Raw genomic sequence first — 19,371 nt, 5'->3', positions numbered from 1 at the left:
GTCATACTGCAATCTCCGCCGGGTTTGCCTGTTCAAACCGGGCAATCCGCTCGGCCGGGATTTCAATTTCCTCTTCGTCACGAAACGCGAAGGCAAGCATGGTCAGGAAAACGCCGATGGCCCCGACACCGGCCATCCACCAGATGTGCCAGATCATCGCAAAGCCGGCGATAACAGCGAAAAATGCGATGATGAAGCCGGTCGCGCTGTTTTTCGGCACCTCGATCGGTTCGAACTCGCGCTCTTTCAACGGCTCGGCTTGCGTGCGGCCGCGACGCTTCTTCTGCCAGAGGGCGTCGATGCCAGTGACTTGCGGCAGCACAGCGAAATTCCAGGGTGGCGGCGGCGAGGCGGTCGCCCATTCCAGCGTGCGGCCGTTCCATGGATCCGCGGTGACTTTCAGTTTTTCGCGGTCGCGGATCGACACCACGAGCTGGATGATCTGGCTGACGATCCCGGCGAGGATGACGACGACGCCGAGGGCGGCCGCAATCAGCCAGGGTTGCCAGCTCGCAACATCGTAATGCTGCATGCGGCGGGTCATGCCCATCAGGCCCAATGCGTACAGCGGCATGAAAGCGAGATAGAAGCCGATCAGCCAGCACCAGAACGAGATTCGGCCCCAGCGTTCATCGAGCATGAAGCCGAATGCCTTGGGGAACCAGTAATTGTAGCCCGCCATCAAGCCGAACACCGTGCCGCCGATGATGACATTGTGGAAATGCGCGATCAGGAACAGGCTGTTGTGCAGTTGGAAGTCGGCCGGAGGTACGGCCATCAGCACGCCGGTCATGCCACCGATCACGAACGTCACCATGAAGCCGATCGACCACAGGATCGGAACGGTGAAGCGGATGCGGCCGCCATACATCGTGAATAGCCAGTTGAAGACTTTGACGCCCGTCGGCACAGCGATGATCATTGTCATGACGCCAAAGAAGCCATTGACGTTGGCGCCGGCCCCCATGGTAAAAAAGTGGTGCAGCCAGACAACAAAGGACAGCACGCAGATCGCCATCGTCGCCAGAACCATGGAGCGATAGCCAAACAGCGGCTTGCCGGAGAATGTCGAAACAACTTCGGAAAAGATGCCGAACGCCGGCAAGACCAGGATGTATACCTCCGGATGCCCCCAGATCCAGAACAGGTTGACGTACATCATCGCGTTGCCCCCGCCATCGGTCGTGAAGAAATGGAAACCGAGGTAGCGATCGAGCAGCAGCATTGTCAGGGTCGCAGTCAGGACCGGGAAAGCCGCGACGATGAGCAGGTTCGCGGCGAGCGACGTCCAGCAAAACACCGGCATGCGCATATAGCTCATCCCCGGTGCACGCGTTTTCAGGATCGTCGCGACGAAATTGATGCCGGTCATCAACGTGCCAACGCCTGAAATCTGCAGCGACCAGAGATAATAGTCGACGCCGACGCCGGGCGAGTATTGCAGCTCGCTGAGCGGCGGGTAGGCAACCCAGCCGGCCTTCGAAAATTCGCCGACCGCAAGCGAGATGTTTGTCAGGAGGATGCCCGACGCCGTTAACCCGAGCGCGACCGAATTCAACGTCGGAAACGCCATGTCGCGGACGCCGAGTTGCAGCGGCACCACGAAATTCATCATTCCGATCACGAACGGCATCGCCATGAAGAAAATCATGATCGTGCCATGCGCCGAGAATATCTGGTCGAAATGCTCCGGCGGCAAGTACCCCTGCGAACCGCCCGCGGCGACCGCCTGCTGTGCCCGCATCATGATGGCGTCGGAAAAGCCACGCAGCAGCATGATCAGCGCCAATATAATGTACATGACGCCGATGCGCTTATGGTCGACAGAGGTGATCCACTCTCGCCACAGATAAGGCACGTACCCTTTGAGCGTGACCCACGCAAGGATGGCTACGATGACCACGACCACGCCGCCCGAGGCACCCATGATAATCGGCTGGTTGAAGGGGATCGCGCTCCAGTCCAGTTTACCGAGTAGATTCATTGTTCCGCCCTCATTGATGTCGGGTACCTGCGGCACATGGCGTCGTCGGACTGCATTTCGGAGACCGTGATCTTGTCGAACAGACCGGGCTCGACCGATCGATAGGTGAAGGGCGCCACCGCCGTACTGGGCTTCACCAGATCCGAGTAGCTTTTCGCATTGAGCTCGGGACCGGCGCTGCGCACACCATCGAGCCACTGGGTGAACTTCTCGCTCGTCACCGCATCGGCATCGAAATGCATGTCGGCAAAGCCCTCACCGCTGAACTGGGCAGAAAAACCGCGATACGTTCCTGGCTGATCGGCCTGCAGGTGGAGACGGGTGACCATTCCCGCCATGGTGTAGATCTGGCTGCCGAGCTGCGGCACGAAGAAGCTGTTCATCACGCCCGAGGAAGTCAGCTCCAGACTGATCGGCGTGCCGACGGGAATGGTCAGCCGATTGACGCTTGCGACGCCCAGATCGGGATAGATGAACAGCCATTTCCAGTCGAGCGAAGCGACCTGGATTCGCAGCGGCTTCACGCTGGATACGATCGGTTTGCGCGGACTGACGTCGTGCGAGCCGACCCACGCCACGCCGCCAACCAGGAACACCGTCATGGCCGGGATCGACCAGACCAGCATCTCGAGCCGGCCGGAATACGCGAAATTCGGCCGGTAGCGTGCGCGCGTATTCGATTCACGAAACCAGAACGCAACACCAAGCGTCGCCAGGATCACCGGGATCACGATCGCGAGCATGATGCCAAGCGAGTTGAGTAGAATTTGCCGGTCGGCGGCGGCGATAGGCCCTTTCGGGTCGAGCACACCCTCGCTACAGCCGCCGAGCATCGCGACGCCGATCAGGACGGCCAGCAAGCCATATCGCATGTTAGACCCCGCTTGTGCTGAGGTTGGTGGAACTGAGTATACCACGAACGGTTCCCGCAAAGGGGCCGGCAGCTACCGCAGCGGCGCGTGCATTCAATATGCACCATGCATTCCCGCCCCCGGGCCGCGATTGAACGCGGCTGCTCGATTGGGGCCAATCATGCTCAAAATTGCCGGCTGACGGGTTCAGGTCTGAAGACAGCCGTCGCGACCGCAGGATTCAGGCAATCTGAGCATGTTTCAACAAGCGCTTTGCGTCCACTTTTCATAGGCAAGTCATCGTTGAATGTCATCAACGCCGCTCCCAATTTAGATCATCGACGAGGTCGGCTGCGGTTGCCTCGAAGCAACGATCGCGCCTAACGGAGAACTACCAATGAAGACGCCTTCACTCTGGCTGATTGCAGCCGCCTGCTTGATCGCCCCGGCCTCCGTGGCCCACGCGCGTTCCGCTTTCGATGGCTCCTGGGATCTGGTCTTTGTGACGCAAAAAGGCTCTTGCGATTCCAGTTACAACTTTACCGTCAATATCAATGATGGAATTGTGACCCATCCCAATCTCGTGCGATTCAAGGGATACGTCGCAAAATCGGGTGCAGTTCGTGCATCGGTGACGGTTCAGGACAAATTTGCCTCTGGCACCGGCAGACTTTCGGGGGCGTCTGGCCGCGGGAAATGGACCGGAAGTTCGGGAAGTTCGCGATGCGCGGGCTATTGGACCGCACAACGCAATTGATCCGTTTGGAAAGGAAACATCTTATCCGAAGCTCGCGGCTGATTTCGGAATCGCCGCGATTGCCCGCGCCATAAGCCCGCGCCATAATCGCAGCGAGAACCGGTAGCCATCATTTCCAGCAGCCAATGGGACCTGCACCTGTGGACGCCTCTATCATCTCCGCGCTCGCCGCCCTCACTGGAGCCGCTGTCGGCGGATTAACCAGCGGAATTGCGAACTGGCTGAATCACCGCAGTCAGGTCCGCGCCCAGTGGCTGCTTCACGAGAAGAGCCGCCGGCAGATCCTCTACCGGGATTTCATCGAGGAAGCGTCCAAATGCTACATTGATGCGCTCCAGCACGATGAAGCCGACATTCCCAGCCTGGTTGGCCTTTACGCCAAGATGAACAGAATGCGGGTCCAGTCTTCGAGACAGGTGGTCCACCGCGCCGAAGAAGTCACCCGAAAAATCCTGGATACCTATCTGGAGCCGGACAAGAACTTCGTCGAACTGCGCGAAATGGCCGTAAACGGCACAATCGATCTGCTGAGCCGCTTCAGCGATGCGTGCCACGACGAATTCGAAGATATGCGGCTATTCTGAGCTTCGCCCCGCAATCCCGAACCTGCTCCGAGTTAATCGAACTGAAAGACGCCGAGCATCTCGGCGTAACAGGCCGCGGCAAAAGCCAGCCCCAACAATATCAACGTCACGAAAAACAACCGGCGCAGGACCCTCGCAACGACTTCAAGGCCGGGGCGCTCGCCGTTATCAGGCCCATCCATCGGTAACCCAGGGTTACTGCACGCCATCAGGTGCGCTGCGCATTCGCCGGCCTCGTGAAATCGGGCTTTCGCTTTTCCAGGAAAGCGTTGAACGCCTCTTTGGCGTCGTCGGAGCGGACCTGCACACTGAACTCTTCGTTCTCGGCCTTCATCGCGGCCCTGATCTGCTCGCGAAACGGCTGCTTGACGAGTCTCTTGCCGGCTTGCAGCGCCGCCGCCGGCTTCGCTGCCAACTTCTCGGCCGTTTCGCGAGCTCTCGCCATGACGTCCTTGTCAGGCATGACCTGGTTGACCAGCCCCAATTCCGCGGCGCGGCTGGCATCGAAGGGACCTCCCAACAAAAGCAGTTCTGCCGCCCTGATGTGACCGATCCGCACCGGTATCAGGCAGCTCGATCCGAATTCCGGCACCACGGCAAGATTGATGAAGGGCAACTGGAATTTGGTGCTCTCGCCCGCATAGATGAAGTCACAATGCAGCAGCATGGTGGTGCCGCCACCGATCGCCGCACCCTGGACCGCGGCGACGAGCGGCTTGTCGAAGTTCACCAGCGCTTCCATCAGGCGGGCCTGCGGGGATACTCCGGGTCCCGGAGGGTTCTTCAGGAAATCATCGATATCGTTACCCGCGCAGAATGAATCGCCGGCGCCATGCCAGAGGACAACGCGCGTGTTCTCGTCCTTCGCCGCCTCGTTGAGGATGTCTGCGAGGGCCACGTACATTGCCGACGTCATCGCGTTGCGCTTGGCCGGGCGGTTCAATTGGACACGCAGGATGCTTCCTGACTGAGCGGTAACAATGTCTTCCATTGTCAAAGTCCTGTTTCCCGGTAAATTTGATGGCAAATCGAGGTTCGGAGCGACTGACGTCACTCCTTATCGTCACGATTAAGCCACCTGTTCCCTGGCTTTCGGAACGGCGCCACTTAGGTGCAACCCATCGATTTCGGCTGAGCTAAATCCAAGCTGCCGGAGAATCTCGTCATTGTGTTCGCCAATCTTTGGGGCACGCTTCGCGGACACTTTGGTGACGCCATGCACCTGAAGCGGGCTGGAGATGGTGGACGTCAGCTTGCCGCCCGCGCCCTCGAGCGGAATGATGATGTCGTTCGCCCGAAGCTGGGGATCGTTGATCACCTCTTGCGGTCCACGTACCGCGCCGAACGTCACATGAACGCCGCTGAATACCTTGTACCAATGATCCATCGGCTCGGCACAGAAGACCTCCTCAAGGATTGCCGTAAGCTGTGGCATATTCGCCATCAGCTTCGCCGGGTCGGAAAAGCGCGGATCGGTCAGAAGATCGGGACGACCGATGGCCTTGGCGACCGCTGCCACCTTGTCGGCCGTGATGAGAAGAACGAACCAGGTCTCGTCCTTGGCACGGTAGACATTCATGGCTGCATTTGCGGGATGCTTGCGATCGTGCAGCCCGAAGAATTTCGCATCGCATAGCGCGGCCTGGATCGAGACGCTGGCGGACCAGACACCTTCGGCGAGCAGCGAGGTCGTAACATGCGCCCCCTCCCCCGTGCGCTCGCGACGATACAGCGCCGTGACGATCGCCGAATAAAGCCCGACCGCGGTGGCATTATCGCCGCTGCCGGCCACCGGCCAGGTCGGCGGCGCACCGGCATCGCGTGTCATCGACAGCAATCCGCTGCGCGCCCAGTACGACGTGATATCGAAGCCGGGAAGATCTGCATCGGGTCCCTTGTCGCCGAAACCCGTGATGTCCGCGTAGATCAAACGCGGATTCCACTGCATCACATCCGTGTATTCAAGCTTCAGTCGCGCCCGCGCCGGATGCGGCGTGTTGACGATGAGAACGTCGGCCCATTTGACCAGCTTTTCGAGGACCTGGGCGGCGCTTGGAGACTTCAGATCAAGCGCGATACCCCGCTTGTTGCGATTGGCGAGGTGCCAGGGATAGGCATCTTCGGCGACCGGTTGCGGTGGCAGGTTGTTCGCATGCCGCCATAGTTCGCCGTGCGGCGGTTCCACCTTGATGACGTCAGCGCCGAAGTCCGACAGAATCACCGCGGCACTGGGGCCGGCGATGAAGCTCGCGAGATCCACCACTTTCAGTCCCGAGAAAATATTGTCGCTTGCCATGACAGTCCTTTCCAGATCGTCTTATTCGGGCTGCTTCACCGACCGTGGAACTTCGGTGCACGTTTCTCGAGGAAGGCGGAGGTGCCTTCCTTCTTGTCTTCGGTGGCGGCGCAAATACCGAAATAGGAAGCCTCCAGCGCAAGGCCTTCGCTTTGGCTGGTCTCCAGCCCCTTGTTGGCCGCCTGCAGCGAGAACTTCACCGCGATCGGCGCGTTGGCCGCGATCTGCTTCAGGATCGTCTCGGCACGGGCAATCAGATCCGCAGCAGGAACGACCTCATTGACGAGGCCGATACGATAGGCCTCCTGCGCGGAAATCGTCTCGCCCGTGAGGATCAGCTGCAACGCGCGACCCTTGCCGACCAGACGCGGCAAACGCTGCGTTCCGCCGCCGCCGGGCAGCAGGCCCAGCTTGACTTCGGGCTGTCCAAATCTGGCATGTTCGACCGCGATCCTGATCGTGCAAGCCATTGCCGTCTCGCAACCGCCGCCCAGCGCAAAGCCGTTGATCGCCGCGATCACCGGCTTGCCGAGGTTTTCGATGAAGTCCAGCACGCCCTGCCCGAACCGGCTGGACTCCTCCGCATCGTAGGCTTCGACATGCGCGAGCTCACTGATATCGGCGCCGGCGATGAAAGCCTTGTCGCCCGCGCCAGTCAGAATCACGCCGAGTATGGACGCGTCGGCCTTTGCATCCTCAAATGCAGTCTGCAAATCGACCCAGGTCGACGTATTGAGCGCGTTGAGCACCTTGGGCCGATTAACCGTTACGTAGGCGATCGGACCTTTTTTCTCGTACAGCGCATTGGCAAGCGCCAACGCCGCTCTCGGCTGGGAGTTCGGCGCCATTGCAGGCGAAGGGGTGAGCGGTACAGTTCCCGAAACCATGATCGTGTCTCCTGGATGGGGACGACCGGCGTCCGAGCGCCGGCCGCCGCGATGTCAAATGAAGGCGCCGTGGCCGGTGATGGCCTTGCCGACGATCAGATTTTGCATCTGATAGGTACCTTCATAGGAATAGAGCGCCTCGGCATCGGCGAAGAAGCGCGCGACGTTGTAGTCGGCAACGATGCCGTTGCCGCCCAGGACCTCGCGCCCCCATGAGACCGTCTCGCGCGATTTCGAGGTGCAGAACGCTTTCGCCAGCGCGGCATGATGGTCGGTAAGCTTGCCTTCGTCATCGAGCTGCGCCAGGCGGAGCATCATGCACTGGCAGGCGGTCAGATTGCCAAGCATCTTGGCAAGCAGATCCTGAATCATCTGGAACGAGGCGATCGGCTTGCCGAATTGCAGCCGCTCCTGGGCGTATTTGAGGGTTGCTTCGAATGCGCCCATCTGAATGCCGGTTGACGCCCAACCCACCATGTAGCGCGTCATCCGCAACACGCGCGCGGTATCGCGGAACGAGTTGCCGCCCTGCAGGCGGTTAGCCTCCGGTATCCGAACGTCCTTCATCGTGATCTGGCCGTTCTGGACCACCTTGAGCGCAATCTTGTGCTCGATCTTCTCGACGCTGAAGCCGGGCGTCGACTTGTTCTCGACGATGAAGCCCTTGACCTGATTATCATCGAGATCGCGCGCCCAGATGATGGAGATGTCGCACCACGGCGCATTGCCGATCCAGCGCTTCTGTCCGTTGAGAATCCAGGTATCGCCTTCACGCTTGGCGGTCGTGGTCATCCCGCCGCTCGTTCCCGAACCGACCAGCGGCTCGGTCAATCCGAAACATCCGATCTTTTCGAAACGCGCCATTGGCGGCAGCCATTTCTGCTTCTGCTCCTCGGATCCATCGAGATAGATCGATCCCATCGCCAGGCCGCTGTGCACGCCGAAGAACGTGCAGAACGACGCGTCGGTGCGGGCCAGCTCCATCGCGACAAAGCCGAACAGCTTCTGGCTTCCGCCCGGACAGCCATACCCCTCGTAGCTTAGCCCGCCGATGCCGAGTTCCTTGAACGAAGGCAGCAGTTCGAACGGAAACGCATCGTCGGACCAGTATTTGTTGATGATCGGCTGTACTTTGGTTTCCATGTATGTCCGCACCTTCGCCACCAGCGCTTTCTCCTCGGGCGTGAGAAGTTCGACCAGTTGATAGAAATCGCCGTTGGGTGCGGGCGCCGGTGCGGCGCTCTTGTTGGCTGCGGTGACGGTGGGCATTGGGAACTCCTGATGTGGCGGCCTTGAAATCCGGAAAATTGAAAGACGCGTCAGATTCGCTCAGCTCGGCCTGGCAAGCTTTTTGCGCAGCTCGATGAGGCCGAGCAGGACCTCGTCGCGTTCCGCCGCGAGTTCGTCGATCGAGCGCGATCCGGCTTCGGCATGGACGCCGTCGATGAGCTTCTTTTGCACTTCCGGCGTCAGCACCGGGGAGCCGAGGGTCTTCCACCACGCCGTCATCGGGCCGGTAAACTGCTGGAAGAAGTGCTCGATACCGCCAGGGCCGCCACCGAGATGGTTGAGCATCATGCTGCCCATCACCCCCCAGCGCAGGCCCGGCCCCCAGCTCAAGGCAGTGTCAACGTCGGCCGCGCTCACCACACCTTCGGCGACGAGGTAATAAACCTCGCGGCTCAGCGCTGCCTGAAGGCGGTTGGCGACATGCCCGGGCATTTCCTTGTTAAGCCGCACCGTCCGTTGCCCGATCGAGGTGTAAAACGCTTCGGCGCGCTTGATGGTCGCTTCCGAGGTCTTGGCCCCGCCGACGATCTCGGTCAGCGGAATCAGATGAGGCGGATTGAACGGATGGGCGATGACGCAGCGCTCCGGATGGGTCGCAGCGCCCTTCTGGATTTCGCTCATGGTGAGGCCCGACGAACTCGAGGCGATGATGACGTCAGGCGCCAGCAGTTCATCCAGTTGCCCATAGAGCTTCTGCTTGAATTCGATCCGCTCGGGCCCGTTCTCCTGGACGAGATCGACTCCATCTACTGCCTGGGTGAGTGCGGCGGTGAACTTCAGATTCGATTGCGACGCGCCCGGTGAGAGGCCCAGGCGCTGGAGCGCGGGCCAGGCCGTATCCACGAACTTCCTCAAGCCGGCTTCGGCGTTCGGCGCGACATCGGTCGCAACGACCTGCAATCCCTTGGCGAGAAACAGCGCGGCCCAACTCGCGCCAATCACGCCGGTGCCGATGATGGCGATGCGGCGAATGGGCTTGGTATCGGTCATGTCAGGTCTCCGAAGCGTTGTCAGATTTCGGCGTAGGCGATGCCGGTGAGATTGCCCTGGGCGTAGACGAAATTGCGCTCGTTCTTTCCGTCGAGATCGGCGGAATAGACCGAACCGGCGAAATCGGTCACGAACATGCGGTTGTTTGGAATATCGAGCGCGATGCCGATCCCTTCCATGAGATGGGTCACCACGATCTCCGGCTCGGCAGGCTTGTTGTCGATCGAGGCCCGGTTCACGGTGTTGCCGCGCGGAGGGTCGCCACGGTCGGTCCAGTAGAGAACGCGGTTGGCGTGATCGAGCTCGATATCGATCGGCTCCGGCAGTTTGTCGAAGAATATCTCGATGTCGGATCTGGTCGCTGCCGTTTGGCCGGCGGGAATTTCGACGTTGGCACGGAGGAGGCGGCCGAGCCCCGCGTTGTCAGGACCTTTTTGTGTCCAGTAGATATGTCCTAATTTCGGGTCGATGGTCAGTCCGACGCACCATCGCGTCGCATCCCGGCTTTCGGCTTCGCCGCGCCCCGTTTCGATGAGCGTCTCCAACTGCGAGCCATCGAGATTGCAGCGCATGACGCGCATACCCTCGCGGTCGCACCAATAGAGCTTGCCGCCGTTCTTATCGAGAATGATCTGTTTTGGGGTGTGGGTGTGTCCCTGTGCGACAATGATCTTGCGGTTCTTGCCGTCGAGGTCGGCACGTTCGATCGACCCGTCATCCAGGTTCGGGATGCCCATATTGGTCCAGTAGATATGGCCCGCGTCCACATCGACGACGATGCCGTCGGGCAAATGACAATCCGATACGATGGTCTTGCGATCGGAACCGTCCGTATTCATGGTGTGAATGCGGCCGGCGTTCAGCTCGAGGACAAAGAGCCGAGGAACGCCAGCATCGGCGCTTCGATTGTTTTTCTTGACAGCTTCGGACATGCGGCACCCGTGTGACGATCCGACGCGAAACTGGCTCGCGCCTGATCGCGACTGTGCCGCGAATGCCTGCCACGATATTGAATGGGACGATCATCGCTGGAATGGTTGTGCTGCTTCTCGTTGTTGTACAGCGCGGTTCGTCGCCTCGCTGCGCACTGACACATTCGTACGCGAAGATTTTTGGGATCCGTCTATGACCGGTTCTCGCCTCTGGCGTAACCCATCGGGCTGCAAATCTGGAACGGCGGTCCGTTGCCGCCAATCCTGGCCATGATATTGAGGTGTTGCCGGTTTATAACGTGTGATGGCCAGCGGCTTGCCCGCCGTCGACGTGGAGAATCTCCCCGGTTACAAACGCCGCATCTTCCAAATAGAGCACCGCGTCTACTATATCGGACACATTTCCCATCCGGCCCATTGGATGGAGCGCGCCCAAGGCTTGATGTGCTTCCGGTGGGTGCATCGGTGTCTTGATGATTCCCGGAGACACGGCGTTGATACGGACCCCGGCTTTCGCATATTCGATAGCAAGCGATTTCGTTGCGGCGCCGAGCGCCCCTTTTGTGAGCGAGGCCAATACGGCCGGGACAGCGCTCATCGGCTGGTCGACAAGACTTGTGGTGATCGAAACGACATGGCCGCTTCCCTGCTTGCCCATCAATTGAAGGGCATGCTGGGTCATGTGAAAGAAGCCTGTCACGTTGGTCGATATATAGGCCGCATAGTCTTCCGGCGAATAAAGCGTGAATGGCTTTGCCATGAACATGCCGGCGTTGTTGACCAGCGTGTCGACGCGGCCGAACTTCTCGATTGCCGTTTTAAACACCCGCTCGGCGGTGTCCGCGGCGCCGACGTCGCCTTGTACAGTGACGATGCTCGCATCGGTCGACGGCTTGATCGAGCGCGATGTGGCGACAATCCGATAGTTGCGGTCCTTGAAAGCCTGAACCATACCCGCACCGATCCCCTGAGATGCTCCGGTGACGACGACTACTTTCTGCTCTGTGCTCATGATTTACCTCGTTCAATAAAAAAACTTCGCTTTGGTCAGACTTCCACCTCGCCGCTGGTCATCAGCGGATCGTATCCCGGCTGTTTCAAGAGCGCGTGGAGTTGCCGGCGCCGGACGCCGATGTTGCCGCCGCCAAACAGAGGAAGCGCGAGCGCATCCTGCAGCAGGCGCCCCAACGGGAGCGCGTGATCGTAGCTCTCCACCCCGACGACGCGCATGAGATCCGTCAGCACCCGCACCGCGGTTTCCGAACCATGGACCTTTGCTTCGATCGCCAGCTCCGGCGCACTGGCCGATTGCAGATCGACTGCCTGGCATGCCCGCCAGCAAAGACAGCGGGCCGCTTCGATGGCTGTCTTCGCGTCGGCCAGCGCGTATCCCACGGCCTGATGTTCGATAATGGGGTGAATGCCGCCGCGCGTTTCGCTGCGCGCGAAGCCCAGCGCGAACTCAAACGCCGCCCGCATCAGCGCGACCGCGAAAACTCCAACGAGGGCCGCTGCGCCTGTGAAGCACGCAGCCGTCAGAGATAAACCACCGCCAACGCTGCCCAGAACGTGATCTTCGGGTACGCTAGCGCCCTTAAGACTGAACTCGGGCAAGAGGTGCGCACGATGCCCGACCGCATCGATCGCACGCTCAAACACGAGACCCGATACCGGGCGCTCCACGGCCAGAATCGAAATGCTCCGTTCGGGAGGCGCATCAGGATCGGTTCGGCACAGCACCGTTAGAATATCTGCGCCCTTGCGATCCCAGCCTGTGGCCGAAGAGACCCAGCTTTTTCGGCCTTCGATGATCCATCGCCCGCCCCGAAGCGTGGCGGTGGTACGAACGCCCTCGCCCGGCGGCGGCGATCCGGCATTGGCGCTGCCGCCCGGCTCGGTGGCGCAAAATCCAGCCAAGGGTGCGCCGGTCTGTTTGAGGAATGGAGGCAACAGCCGCCCCCTTTGCTCTTGCGTGCCGCCGATCAAGAGCGGCAACAACCCAAGGACCGTCCCGATCAATGTCAAGGTAACGCCGGCGTTCACCGCATAGAGCTCTTCGACCATGATCGCCGTATCGATGAGGCCCGCATTCTCTCCCCCGGCAGATAGAGGAATGCACTTCCGCAAGAATCCGGCCGCGATCATCGCTTCGTAAGCGGGCCTGGTTGCGGCGAACCGTTGCTCCGCCGTCGACAGCGACTCTGCCGCCAAAGCCGGCGACAGCACCTCCCGCGCGAATTTGCGGGACTGGAGCTGAAGTTCGCGTTGGTGCGCGGTCAATCGGAAATCAATGGCCACCGACTTTCCTTCCTAAGGGAACATCATCAGCCCACCCCCTACGCCGCGCCGCTTGCGGCAAGCGGGTCGTAATCGCTTCGTTTTAACAGCGCGTGCAGTTGCCGCCGTCGGATGCCCATATTGCCGCCGTCGAAGATCGGAAGTGCGAGCGCATCCTGCAACAGACGACCGAACGGCGCCTCGTGATCGTAGCTGTCGATGCCGACCACGCGCATCAGATCGGTGATCACGCGCACCGCCGACTCGGAGCCGAAAATCTTTGCCTGGACGGCAAGCTCCTCGGCCACCGGCGACTGGGTATCGAGCGCATGGCAAGCGCGCCAACTGAGATAGCGCGCGGCTTCGATCGTGGTCTTCGCGTCGGCCAAGGCGTATCCGACCGCCTGGTGCTCGATGATCGGATGAACGCCGCCGCGTTTTTCGGTGCGGGCAAAATGCAGCGCATAGTCGAATGCGGCGCGCATCAGCGCGACGCCGAAGATGCCGACGAGTGCCGCGGTGCCCGTGAATGCTCCTGCCGTCAGTGCGAGCCCCGAACCTTCCGGTCCGAGAAGATTGTGATGGGGTGTCGCGACGTTCTGTAAACTGAACTCGGGCACAAGATGCGCACGGTGACCGATCGCGTCGATCGCGCGTTCGAACACGATACCCTTTACCGGTCCTTCCACCGCGATGATCGACATTGCGGTCTCGGGCGACGCGGTGGGACCGGTGCGGCAGACCACACAGAGCAAATTGGCGCCTTCGCGATTCCAACCGGTGGCTGACGACACCCATTTCTTGCGGCCATTGATGATCCAGTTGTCACCCTCGCGCCTGGCCGTGGTGCGAACGCCCTCGCCGGGCGGCGGCGACGCGGCATTGGCGCTGCCCCCCGGCTCGCTGGAGCAGAAACCGGCCAACGGCGCGCCGCTGGTTTTGAGAAACGGTCCGAGCAGCCGCATGCACTGTTCCGGGGTTCCGCCGAGCAGAAGCGGCAACAGCCCGAGCACCGTGCCAAGCATTGTGAGCGTCACGCTGGCGTTCACGCTGTAAAATTCTTCCGCAAGCAGCGCCATATCGATCATGCCGGCATTGTCGCCACCGGCCGGCGCCGGGATACATTTGCGCAAATAGCCGGCCGCCACCATCGCCTCATAGGTCGGCCTGGTCGCCAGAAAACGTTCTTCCGGTGTTGACAGCAATTCGGCCGCCTTGGCCGCGCCCAGCACCTCCTTGGCAAATTTGCGGGAGGTGAGCTGGAGATCGCGCTGTTGCGCCGTGAGCGTGAAATCAATCACTGTTGAGTTTCCTCGACCTTCAGCGGCATGTCGCCGCGATCAGCCGAGGACTAGCTTGCCGATGGGAGAAAGTCTTGGACGGTGGTGAACCGATTCCTTGGCCTATTGTGTACCGTCGGCGGTGCTGTTGGCACGTCGGAATTCTCGCGGCGCCAGGCCGCTGCTGCGCTTGAACAGCCGGTTGAAATGCGAAATATCCCGGAAGCCGGCATTAAATGCGATTTCCGCAATGGTTGCGCGTCGATGCGCGTGATCCAGCAAATTCCGGGTGCAAACGAGAATCCGCAACCCGTTGATGTGTTCTCCGACCGAGCGGCCCGTGGTGGCAAACAGCTTGTGCACATATCGTTGCGAGCAGTGGAATTTCAGCGCAAGCGTGGCCGCGCCAAGCTCGGGGTCGTCGGCGTGTCGATCGATATAGTCGAGCATCATCGACAGCACGACGGACCGCCCGGCCCGCTCCGGCGGACTTTCTTCCAGAATCCCCGGCACGTGGGATATCAGGTCGACGACATGTTGAGCGCCGAAGGCAGAGATTCCCGAATTCGGCTCGGAACGAAGGCATAGATCTGCATGTCCTGCGAGTGTGCGGGATAGCGCGCGGCCAGCCTCGGTCGCGGAAAGCCTCAACCGCGGCCGCTCGGCAAGAGTTTTTGGCAACAACTTGCGTGGCACCGCGAAGCAAAACAGGCTGAAATTCCGGCAATTCGCGATTTCGAACGGCTCCGTCGTGTCGACGATCGCAAGATCTCCGGGCCCGCAGATCTGCTCGTGGCCGCGCTGGGTATAGCGTCCGACGCCATCAAGCTGGAGATTGACAAAGTAGACATCGCCAAGGCTTCGCGCGATGTGCGAACGCAACCGGAGAACCACGTGCTTTGTCGCATCGACACGCGAGATCTGGATTGACGCGACATCTGCTCGCGAGATCGTTCCCTGGAAAGGCTGATCGGCGATTTTTCGCGGTTCGAGCTGAACGAAGGCGTCGGCCAGATCCTCGGCCCAACTTCCGAAGGGCCGGTCCGCCTCAATCGCCTTTGTCGACCACTGCATGGGACCACCCTGAATTCACGGCTGCAAATTTCATGGTTCGGGCCTGCGCAGGAGAATACATCAGGGGGGAGCGAGGTCAAATAAACGACGGCACACGAGACCGGACCTCAACCGGAAATCCCTGAAATCGCGCGCATCGCATCCTCCACTCGTCGCCTAAAAACGCGGCGGCCATTGCCAGCCCCCGCCTTAACCGAACCCTCATTTTCCAGGTGCGCCGGTTTGTGGCGGTGCTATGATCCCTGCGGGGTTGGGGGTGGTATGGCGGGGCGTGCGTACACTATATTCGATACCGGGATTGGCCGGTGCGCTATCGCGTGGAGCGGGTACGGCGTCGTCGGCGTGCAGTTGCCGGAGGCCCGCGAGCTCGAAACCCGGGGCCGGATGCTGCGCCAATATCCCGAGGCGCGCGAACTTCGTCCGCCGCTAAATGTCGAAATCGCGATCGAAGGCATCGTCGCGCTACTGCGCGGCCAGTCTTCCGACCTAACCGACGTCAGACTCGATATCAGCGGCATTCACCCCTTCAATATGCGGGTTTACGAATTCGCCCGGACCATCCCGCGCGGCGAAACCCGCACCTATGGCGAGGTCGCCGCCAGCCTGCGGGCGTCGGGCGCCGTGCATTCGGTGGCGCAGGCGATTTCCAGAAATCCCTTCATGATCATCGTGCCGTGCCATCGCGTACTCGAGGCCGGCAGCTATGCCGACAAGATCTCGCCGAACGGCGGCGCCATCTCCAAGCGCCGGCTGCTGTCGATCGAAGGCGCGCATGGGATGATGAGCAGCAAGACCCTGTTCGACGTGTTGCTGCCCGTTGCCCCGCCCCGGCCGCAGGGCTAGCAAACCGCCGTTGCCGCCCGCAATGTGATCCTGGAACCTTATCGGTTCTGATTGAATCAGAACCGGGCTCTAATCTTTTGTTTTGACGCGTTTCTTCACGCGAACCGGTATCCACTTCGCTCGAAAACGCTCTAATCAACCACGCCGGATAGCGCCGGACGGGTTGGCGCGACCTCGCTTGGCTTCGGGCCCCACCGCGTCAGGATCACGCTCGAAGCCGAGAATGCGCCGAGCGCCACCATCGAGGCTGCCGCAAGCACGAAGAAGTTCGACGCCGTCGCATGATGCGTCGACAGCCACCAGCCGCCACCGGCGATAAACAACAGCCGTGCGCTCTGCGCCAGCACGGGTCCGATCACCTTGGCGGCGCCCTGCGAGGAAAAATACATCGACATCGCAAGCCCGATAAAGGCGTACATCGGCGCCGCGGTCGACAGATATTCATGGCTCGCGGCGCGCACGCTCGCGTCACCCGTGAATATATTGACCCACAAATCCGGGAAGATCGCGATGAACGTGCCGATCAGGCCGACGGACACGAACGACACCGATCCCGCGGTCCATGCGATCCGCCGCGCCCGCGCGATCCGTCCGGCACCGATCGCCATCCCGACCATCGGCACCGATGCGATCCCGATCGCGAAGGCCACCGACGTCAGCATGAATTCGAGCCGCGCGCCGATGCCGTAGCCGGCCAGAACGGCCGTGCCGAAACCGGCCAGCATGTGCGTGAAGATACTGATGGTGAGCACCGATTGCAGCGGCGAGAAACACGAGACCGCGCCGACTTTCAGGATATCGATGAACATCGCCCAGCGGATGCGAAGCCCAAATATCCTGGGAATGACGCGCGCCCGCCCCGAGAACAGATACCATCCCATCACGGAGATGCTGATCAGATACGCGATCAGCGACCCCGCGGCGACGCCGCGCATGCCGAATTGCGGCACCGGGCCCAGACCAAGCCCGAGCGTGCCGCCGAGAATGATCTGGAACACGGCAGAACTCAAGATCATCAGCGACGGCAGCTTCATGTTGCCGGTTCCGCGCAGGACTCCCGCCATGCTGTTCATCAGCCAGGGCAGCACCGCGCCGCCGAAGAAAATCTGCGCATAGCCGACCGCGTTGGCCAGCACATTGCCGCGGCCGCCGAGCAGCGCCAGCAGCGCGGGGCCAAAGATCAGCATCAGCAGCATGAATGTCAGCCCGAAGCAGATGCCGATCAACAGCGCATGCGCGGCAAGCGTTGACGCACGGTCAACGTCACCGGCGCCGAGCGCCCGTGCGATCGCCGAGGCCACACCGCCGCCCATCGCGCCGCCCGACATCGTCATGGTCAGGATCACAAACGGAAACACCAGCGCCATCGCCGCCAGCGACTCGACGCCGAGCCGGCCGATATAGGAAGTCTCGGCAATCACCACGCAGGTGCCGGCGCTGAGCGCAATCAGATTGGGCCACGACAGCCGCAACAGCGTGGGTAAAATCGGGCCATCGAGCAGCGCATCTTTCGCACGTGGCTCGGGCGGCGGAAGCGGACGCTCCTTTTCATCGACAGGTATTTCGGCGACCGCGATATCGGGCAATGGTTTCTCCCTGCGGAACGCGACGTCGATCACGCTCCCGCGCGATCTGCCTGCCGCGCCTGAATATTTCCTAGCACGGACGATTCCGATTTCACCTGCGGCGGGCGCATGGGCAGCCTGCGGAGCCAAGGGGAATATGTGCTGTGCCGCGCTCCGTAGAGCGTTTTCAGGTCTTGCTTGTGCAGTGCGAACCGGCTGAGCCTTATTTCACGCGAAATTCATGGCAAAGGCCGTGAACATCCGCCGGCTTCCCGTATTGTATGGGCTCAAGCGAGGGACAAACATGCGCCACACGATGCCGGTCAAAAAACTTATGCTGCTCGCCTCGGTCGGGATTCTGGCGCTTCCGCTCGCCGCCTGCAACGAGAAGGACACCGCCGCGACCGAACAGACCTTCGGGTCTTCGCCCACTTTGCCGGCGCCGGAGCATTCCTGGATGCCGACGGTCAATGTCGCCAAGGCGATCGGTTGGCCCGCCGGCGGCAAGCCCGTCGCCGCCAACGGCATGGCTGTCAATGCCTTCGCGACCGGGCTCGACCATCCGCGCACGGTATACGTGCTGCCCAATGGCGATGTGCTGGTGGCCGAGACCAATGCGCCGCCGAAGCCTGACGACGGTAGCGGCATCAAGGCCTGGGTGACCAAATTAGTGATGGGCCGCGCCGGCGCCAACAATCCGACCGCGAACCGCATCACGCTGTTGCGCGACGCCGATGGCGATGGCGTCGCCGAAACCAAAAGCGTATTTCTGGAAGGGCTGAATTCGCCGTTCGGCATGGTCTTGGTCGGCGATGATTTCTATGTCGCCGATTCCGATGCGATCATGAAATTCCCCTATCACGCCGGCGATACCAAAATCACCGCGCCCGGCGTCAAGCTGGCGGATTTGCCCGCCGGCCGCATCAACCATCACTGGACCAAGGATCTCACCGCCAGTCCCGACGGCACCAAACTTTATGCGACCGTCGGCTCCAACAGCAATGTCGGCGAGAATGGCGTGGAGGCCGAGACCAACCGCGCCGCGGTGCTCGAAGTCGATCGCGCCAGCGGCAAGTGGCGCGTGTTCGCCTCGGGCCTGCGCAATCCGAACGGGCCGTCCTGGCAACCGCAAAGCGGCGCGCTATGGGTCACGGTCAATGAGCGCGACGAACTCGGCAACGATCTAGTCCCCGACTACATGACCTCGGTGAAAGACGGCGCGTTCTACGGCTGGCCCTACAGCTATTACGGTCAGCATGTCGATACCCGCGTCGAACCGCAGCGGCCCGATCTGGTAGCCAAGGCAATCGCGCCGGATTATGCGCTGGGAGCGCACACCGCATCACTGGGACTGACGTTCAACACCGGAAAATTGTTTCCGCCCGAGATGGCCAATGGCGCCTTTGTCGGCCAGCACGGTTCGTGGAATCGCAAGCCGCGCGCTGGATATAAAGTGATCTTCGTACCGTTCACCAACGGCATGCCCTCGGGCAAACCGCAGGACGTGCTGACCGGCTTCCTCAACGCCGATGGTGAGGCACAAGGCCGCCCGGTCGGCGTGCGGATCGACAAGCAGGGCGCGCTGCTGGTGGCTGACGATGTCGGCAATACGATATGGCGCGTGATGCCGTCGGCGAAGTCAGCGGCGCGATAGTTCAATCCTCATGGTGAGGAGGCGCGTTAGCGCCGTCTCGAACCATGAAGCCCGGAACGGTTCATCCTTCGAGACGCGCGCCAGGCGCGCTCCTCAGGATGAGGGCG

Annotated in this window: 17 protein-coding genes; 3 read left to right on the top strand and 14 right to left on the bottom strand. The window is 61.1% G+C overall.

Annotated features, from left to right (window positions below):
* Position 1: 1 nt before the first annotated feature.
* Both cyoB and cyoA read right to left on the bottom strand, forming a co-directional pair.
* On the bottom strand, positions 2-1,984 hold the full coding sequence (cyoB, locus tag HB676_RS21075) for a cytochrome o ubiquinol oxidase subunit I (RefSeq protein ID WP_213740051.1): 1,983 nt from the start codon (positions 1,982-1,984) through the stop codon (positions 2-4).
* Positions 1,981-2,856: a ubiquinol oxidase subunit II gene (gene cyoA / locus HB676_RS21070; protein ID WP_213740050.1), complete on the bottom strand. Its 876-nt coding sequence runs from the start codon at positions 2,854-2,856 to the stop codon at positions 1,981-1,983. Before cyoA ends, cyoB begins: the two co-directional genes overlap by 4 nt.
* Before the next feature lie 876 nt (positions 2,857-3,732).
* Here cyoA and HB676_RS21065 point away from each other — a divergent pair.
* Entirely contained in the window at positions 3,733-4,176 is a 444-nt protein-coding gene (locus HB676_RS21065; protein WP_213740048.1) for a hypothetical protein, read from the top strand.
* 32 nt (positions 4,177-4,208) lie between these two features.
* Here the strand turns inward: HB676_RS21065 and HB676_RS21060 are convergent, their stop codons facing one another.
* The 11 genes from HB676_RS21060 to HB676_RS21010 all read right to left on the bottom strand — a co-directional run bounded on the left by HB676_RS21060 (position 4,209) and on the right by HB676_RS21010 (position 15,202).
* The gene (locus tag HB676_RS21060; protein WP_213740046.1) at positions 4,209-4,358 is read right to left on the bottom strand and encodes a hypothetical protein; all 150 of its coding nucleotides are present in this window, start codon (positions 4,356-4,358) and stop codon (positions 4,209-4,211) included.
* Positions 4,359-4,384: 26 nt separating this feature from the next.
* Positions 4,385-5,167 (bottom strand): enoyl-CoA hydratase, encoded by a 783-nt coding sequence (locus tag HB676_RS21055; RefSeq protein ID WP_213740044.1) that lies wholly within the window; start codon positions 5,165-5,167, stop codon positions 4,385-4,387.
* Between the two features lie 78 nt (positions 5,168-5,245).
* A complete protein-coding gene (locus tag HB676_RS21050; RefSeq protein ID WP_213740042.1) occupies positions 5,246-6,472 on the bottom strand; it encodes a CoA transferase in 1,227 nt (408 codons plus the stop codon).
* A gap of 35 nt (positions 6,473-6,507) precedes the next feature.
* A complete protein-coding gene (locus HB676_RS21045) occupies positions 6,508-7,320 on the bottom strand; it encodes an enoyl-CoA hydratase-related protein (RefSeq protein ID WP_213740229.1) in 813 nt (270 codons plus the stop codon).
* A 93-nt stretch (positions 7,321-7,413) separates the two neighbouring features.
* Positions 7,414-8,628 (bottom strand): acyl-CoA dehydrogenase family protein, encoded by a 1,215-nt coding sequence (locus HB676_RS21040; RefSeq protein ID WP_213740041.1) that lies wholly within the window; start codon positions 8,626-8,628, stop codon positions 7,414-7,416.
* 60 nt (positions 8,629-8,688) lie between these two features.
* On the bottom strand, positions 8,689-9,639 hold the full coding sequence (locus HB676_RS21035; RefSeq protein ID WP_213740040.1) for a 3-hydroxyacyl-CoA dehydrogenase NAD-binding domain-containing protein: 951 nt from the start codon (positions 9,637-9,639) through the stop codon (positions 8,689-8,691).
* A gap of 20 nt (positions 9,640-9,659) precedes the next feature.
* Positions 9,660-10,571, bottom strand: coding sequence for a 3-hydroxyacyl-CoA dehydrogenase (locus HB676_RS21030; RefSeq protein ID WP_213740039.1), 912 nt, complete (start codon positions 10,569-10,571; stop codon positions 9,660-9,662).
* A 292-nt stretch (positions 10,572-10,863) separates the two neighbouring features.
* The gene (locus HB676_RS21025; RefSeq protein WP_213740038.1) at positions 10,864-11,583 is read right to left on the bottom strand and encodes an SDR family oxidoreductase; all 720 of its coding nucleotides are present in this window, start codon (positions 11,581-11,583) and stop codon (positions 10,864-10,866) included.
* 35 nt (positions 11,584-11,618) lie between these two features.
* Positions 11,619-12,869 carry an acyl-CoA dehydrogenase family protein gene (locus HB676_RS21020; RefSeq protein WP_346347397.1) on the bottom strand — a complete coding sequence of 417 codons (1,251 nt, stop codon included), beginning with the start codon at positions 12,867-12,869 and terminating at the stop codon, positions 11,619-11,621.
* A gap of 38 nt (positions 12,870-12,907) precedes the next feature.
* The gene (locus HB676_RS21015) at positions 12,908-14,149 is read right to left on the bottom strand and encodes an acyl-CoA dehydrogenase family protein (protein WP_346347396.1); all 1,242 of its coding nucleotides are present in this window, start codon (positions 14,147-14,149) and stop codon (positions 12,908-12,910) included.
* 102 nt (positions 14,150-14,251) lie between these two features.
* Positions 14,252-15,202 (bottom strand): helix-turn-helix domain-containing protein, encoded by a 951-nt coding sequence (locus tag HB676_RS21010; protein WP_213740037.1) that lies wholly within the window; start codon positions 15,200-15,202, stop codon positions 14,252-14,254.
* Positions 15,203-15,463: 261 nt separating this feature from the next.
* Between HB676_RS21010 and HB676_RS21005 the strand changes: the two genes are divergently transcribed.
* Positions 15,464-16,045, top strand: coding sequence for a methylated-DNA--[protein]-cysteine S-methyltransferase (locus HB676_RS21005; protein ID WP_213740036.1), 582 nt, complete (start codon positions 15,464-15,466; stop codon positions 16,043-16,045).
* A gap of 131 nt (positions 16,046-16,176) precedes the next feature.
* Here HB676_RS21005 and HB676_RS21000 read toward each other — a convergent pair whose 3' ends face one another.
* Entirely contained in the window at positions 16,177-17,631 is a 1,455-nt protein-coding gene (locus tag HB676_RS21000) for an MATE family efflux transporter (protein WP_213740033.1), read from the bottom strand.
* Between the two features lie 283 nt (positions 17,632-17,914).
* Between HB676_RS21000 and HB676_RS20995 the strand changes: the two genes are divergently transcribed.
* Complete coding sequence (locus tag HB676_RS20995; RefSeq protein ID WP_213740031.1) at positions 17,915-19,264, top strand: sorbosone dehydrogenase family protein; 1,350 nt, start codon at positions 17,915-17,917, stop codon at positions 19,262-19,264.
* The last annotated feature ends 107 nt before the right edge of the window (positions 19,265-19,371 follow it).

The sequence above is a fragment of the Bradyrhizobium sp. dw_411 genome, assembly GCF_018449695.1.
GTDB lineage: Bacteria > Pseudomonadota > Alphaproteobacteria > Rhizobiales > Xanthobacteraceae > Bradyrhizobium.
Note: the sequence above shows the minus strand (reverse complement) of the source record. Positions and strands in the feature narration are given on the sequence as shown.

Bases quoted from the DNA above. Each gene is read 5' to 3' on its own strand.
- cyoB (WP_213740051.1), bottom strand. From the start codon at position 1,984: ATGAATCTACTCGGTAAACTGGACTGGAGCGCGATCCCCTTCAACCAG.
- cyoA (WP_213740050.1), bottom strand. From the start codon at position 2,856: ATGCGATATGGCTTGCTGGCCGTCCTGATCGGCGTCGCGATGCTCGGC.
- HB676_RS21060 (WP_213740046.1), bottom strand. From the start codon at position 4,358: ATGGATGGGCCTGATAACGGCGAGCGCCCCGGCCTTGAAGTCGTTGCG.
- HB676_RS21055 (WP_213740044.1), bottom strand. From the start codon at position 5,167: ATGGAAGACATTGTTACCGCTCAGTCAGGAAGCATCCTGCGTGTCCAA.
- HB676_RS21050 (WP_213740042.1), bottom strand. From the start codon at position 6,472: ATGGCAAGCGACAATATTTTCTCGGGACTGAAAGTGGTGGATCTCGCG.
- HB676_RS21045 (WP_213740229.1), bottom strand. From the start codon at position 7,320: ATGGCGCCGAACTCCCAGCCGAGAGCGGCGTTGGCGCTTGCCAATGCG.
- HB676_RS21040 (WP_213740041.1), bottom strand. From the start codon at position 8,628: ATGCCCACCGTCACCGCAGCCAACAAGAGCGCCGCACCGGCGCCCGCA.
- HB676_RS21035 (WP_213740040.1), bottom strand. From the start codon at position 9,639: ATGACCGATACCAAGCCCATTCGCCGCATCGCCATCATCGGCACCGGC.
- HB676_RS21030 (WP_213740039.1), bottom strand. From the start codon at position 10,571: ATGTCCGAAGCTGTCAAGAAAAACAATCGAAGCGCCGATGCTGGCGTT.
- HB676_RS21025 (WP_213740038.1), bottom strand. From the start codon at position 11,583: ATGAGCACAGAGCAGAAAGTAGTCGTCGTCACCGGAGCATCTCAGGGG.
- HB676_RS21010 (WP_213740037.1), bottom strand. From the start codon at position 15,202: ATGCAGTGGTCGACAAAGGCGATTGAGGCGGACCGGCCCTTCGGAAGT.
- HB676_RS21005 (WP_213740036.1), top strand. From the start codon at position 15,464: ATGGCGGGGCGTGCGTACACTATATTCGATACCGGGATTGGCCGGTGC.
- HB676_RS20995 (WP_213740031.1), top strand. From the start codon at position 17,915: ATGCGCCACACGATGCCGGTCAAAAAACTTATGCTGCTCGCCTCGGTC.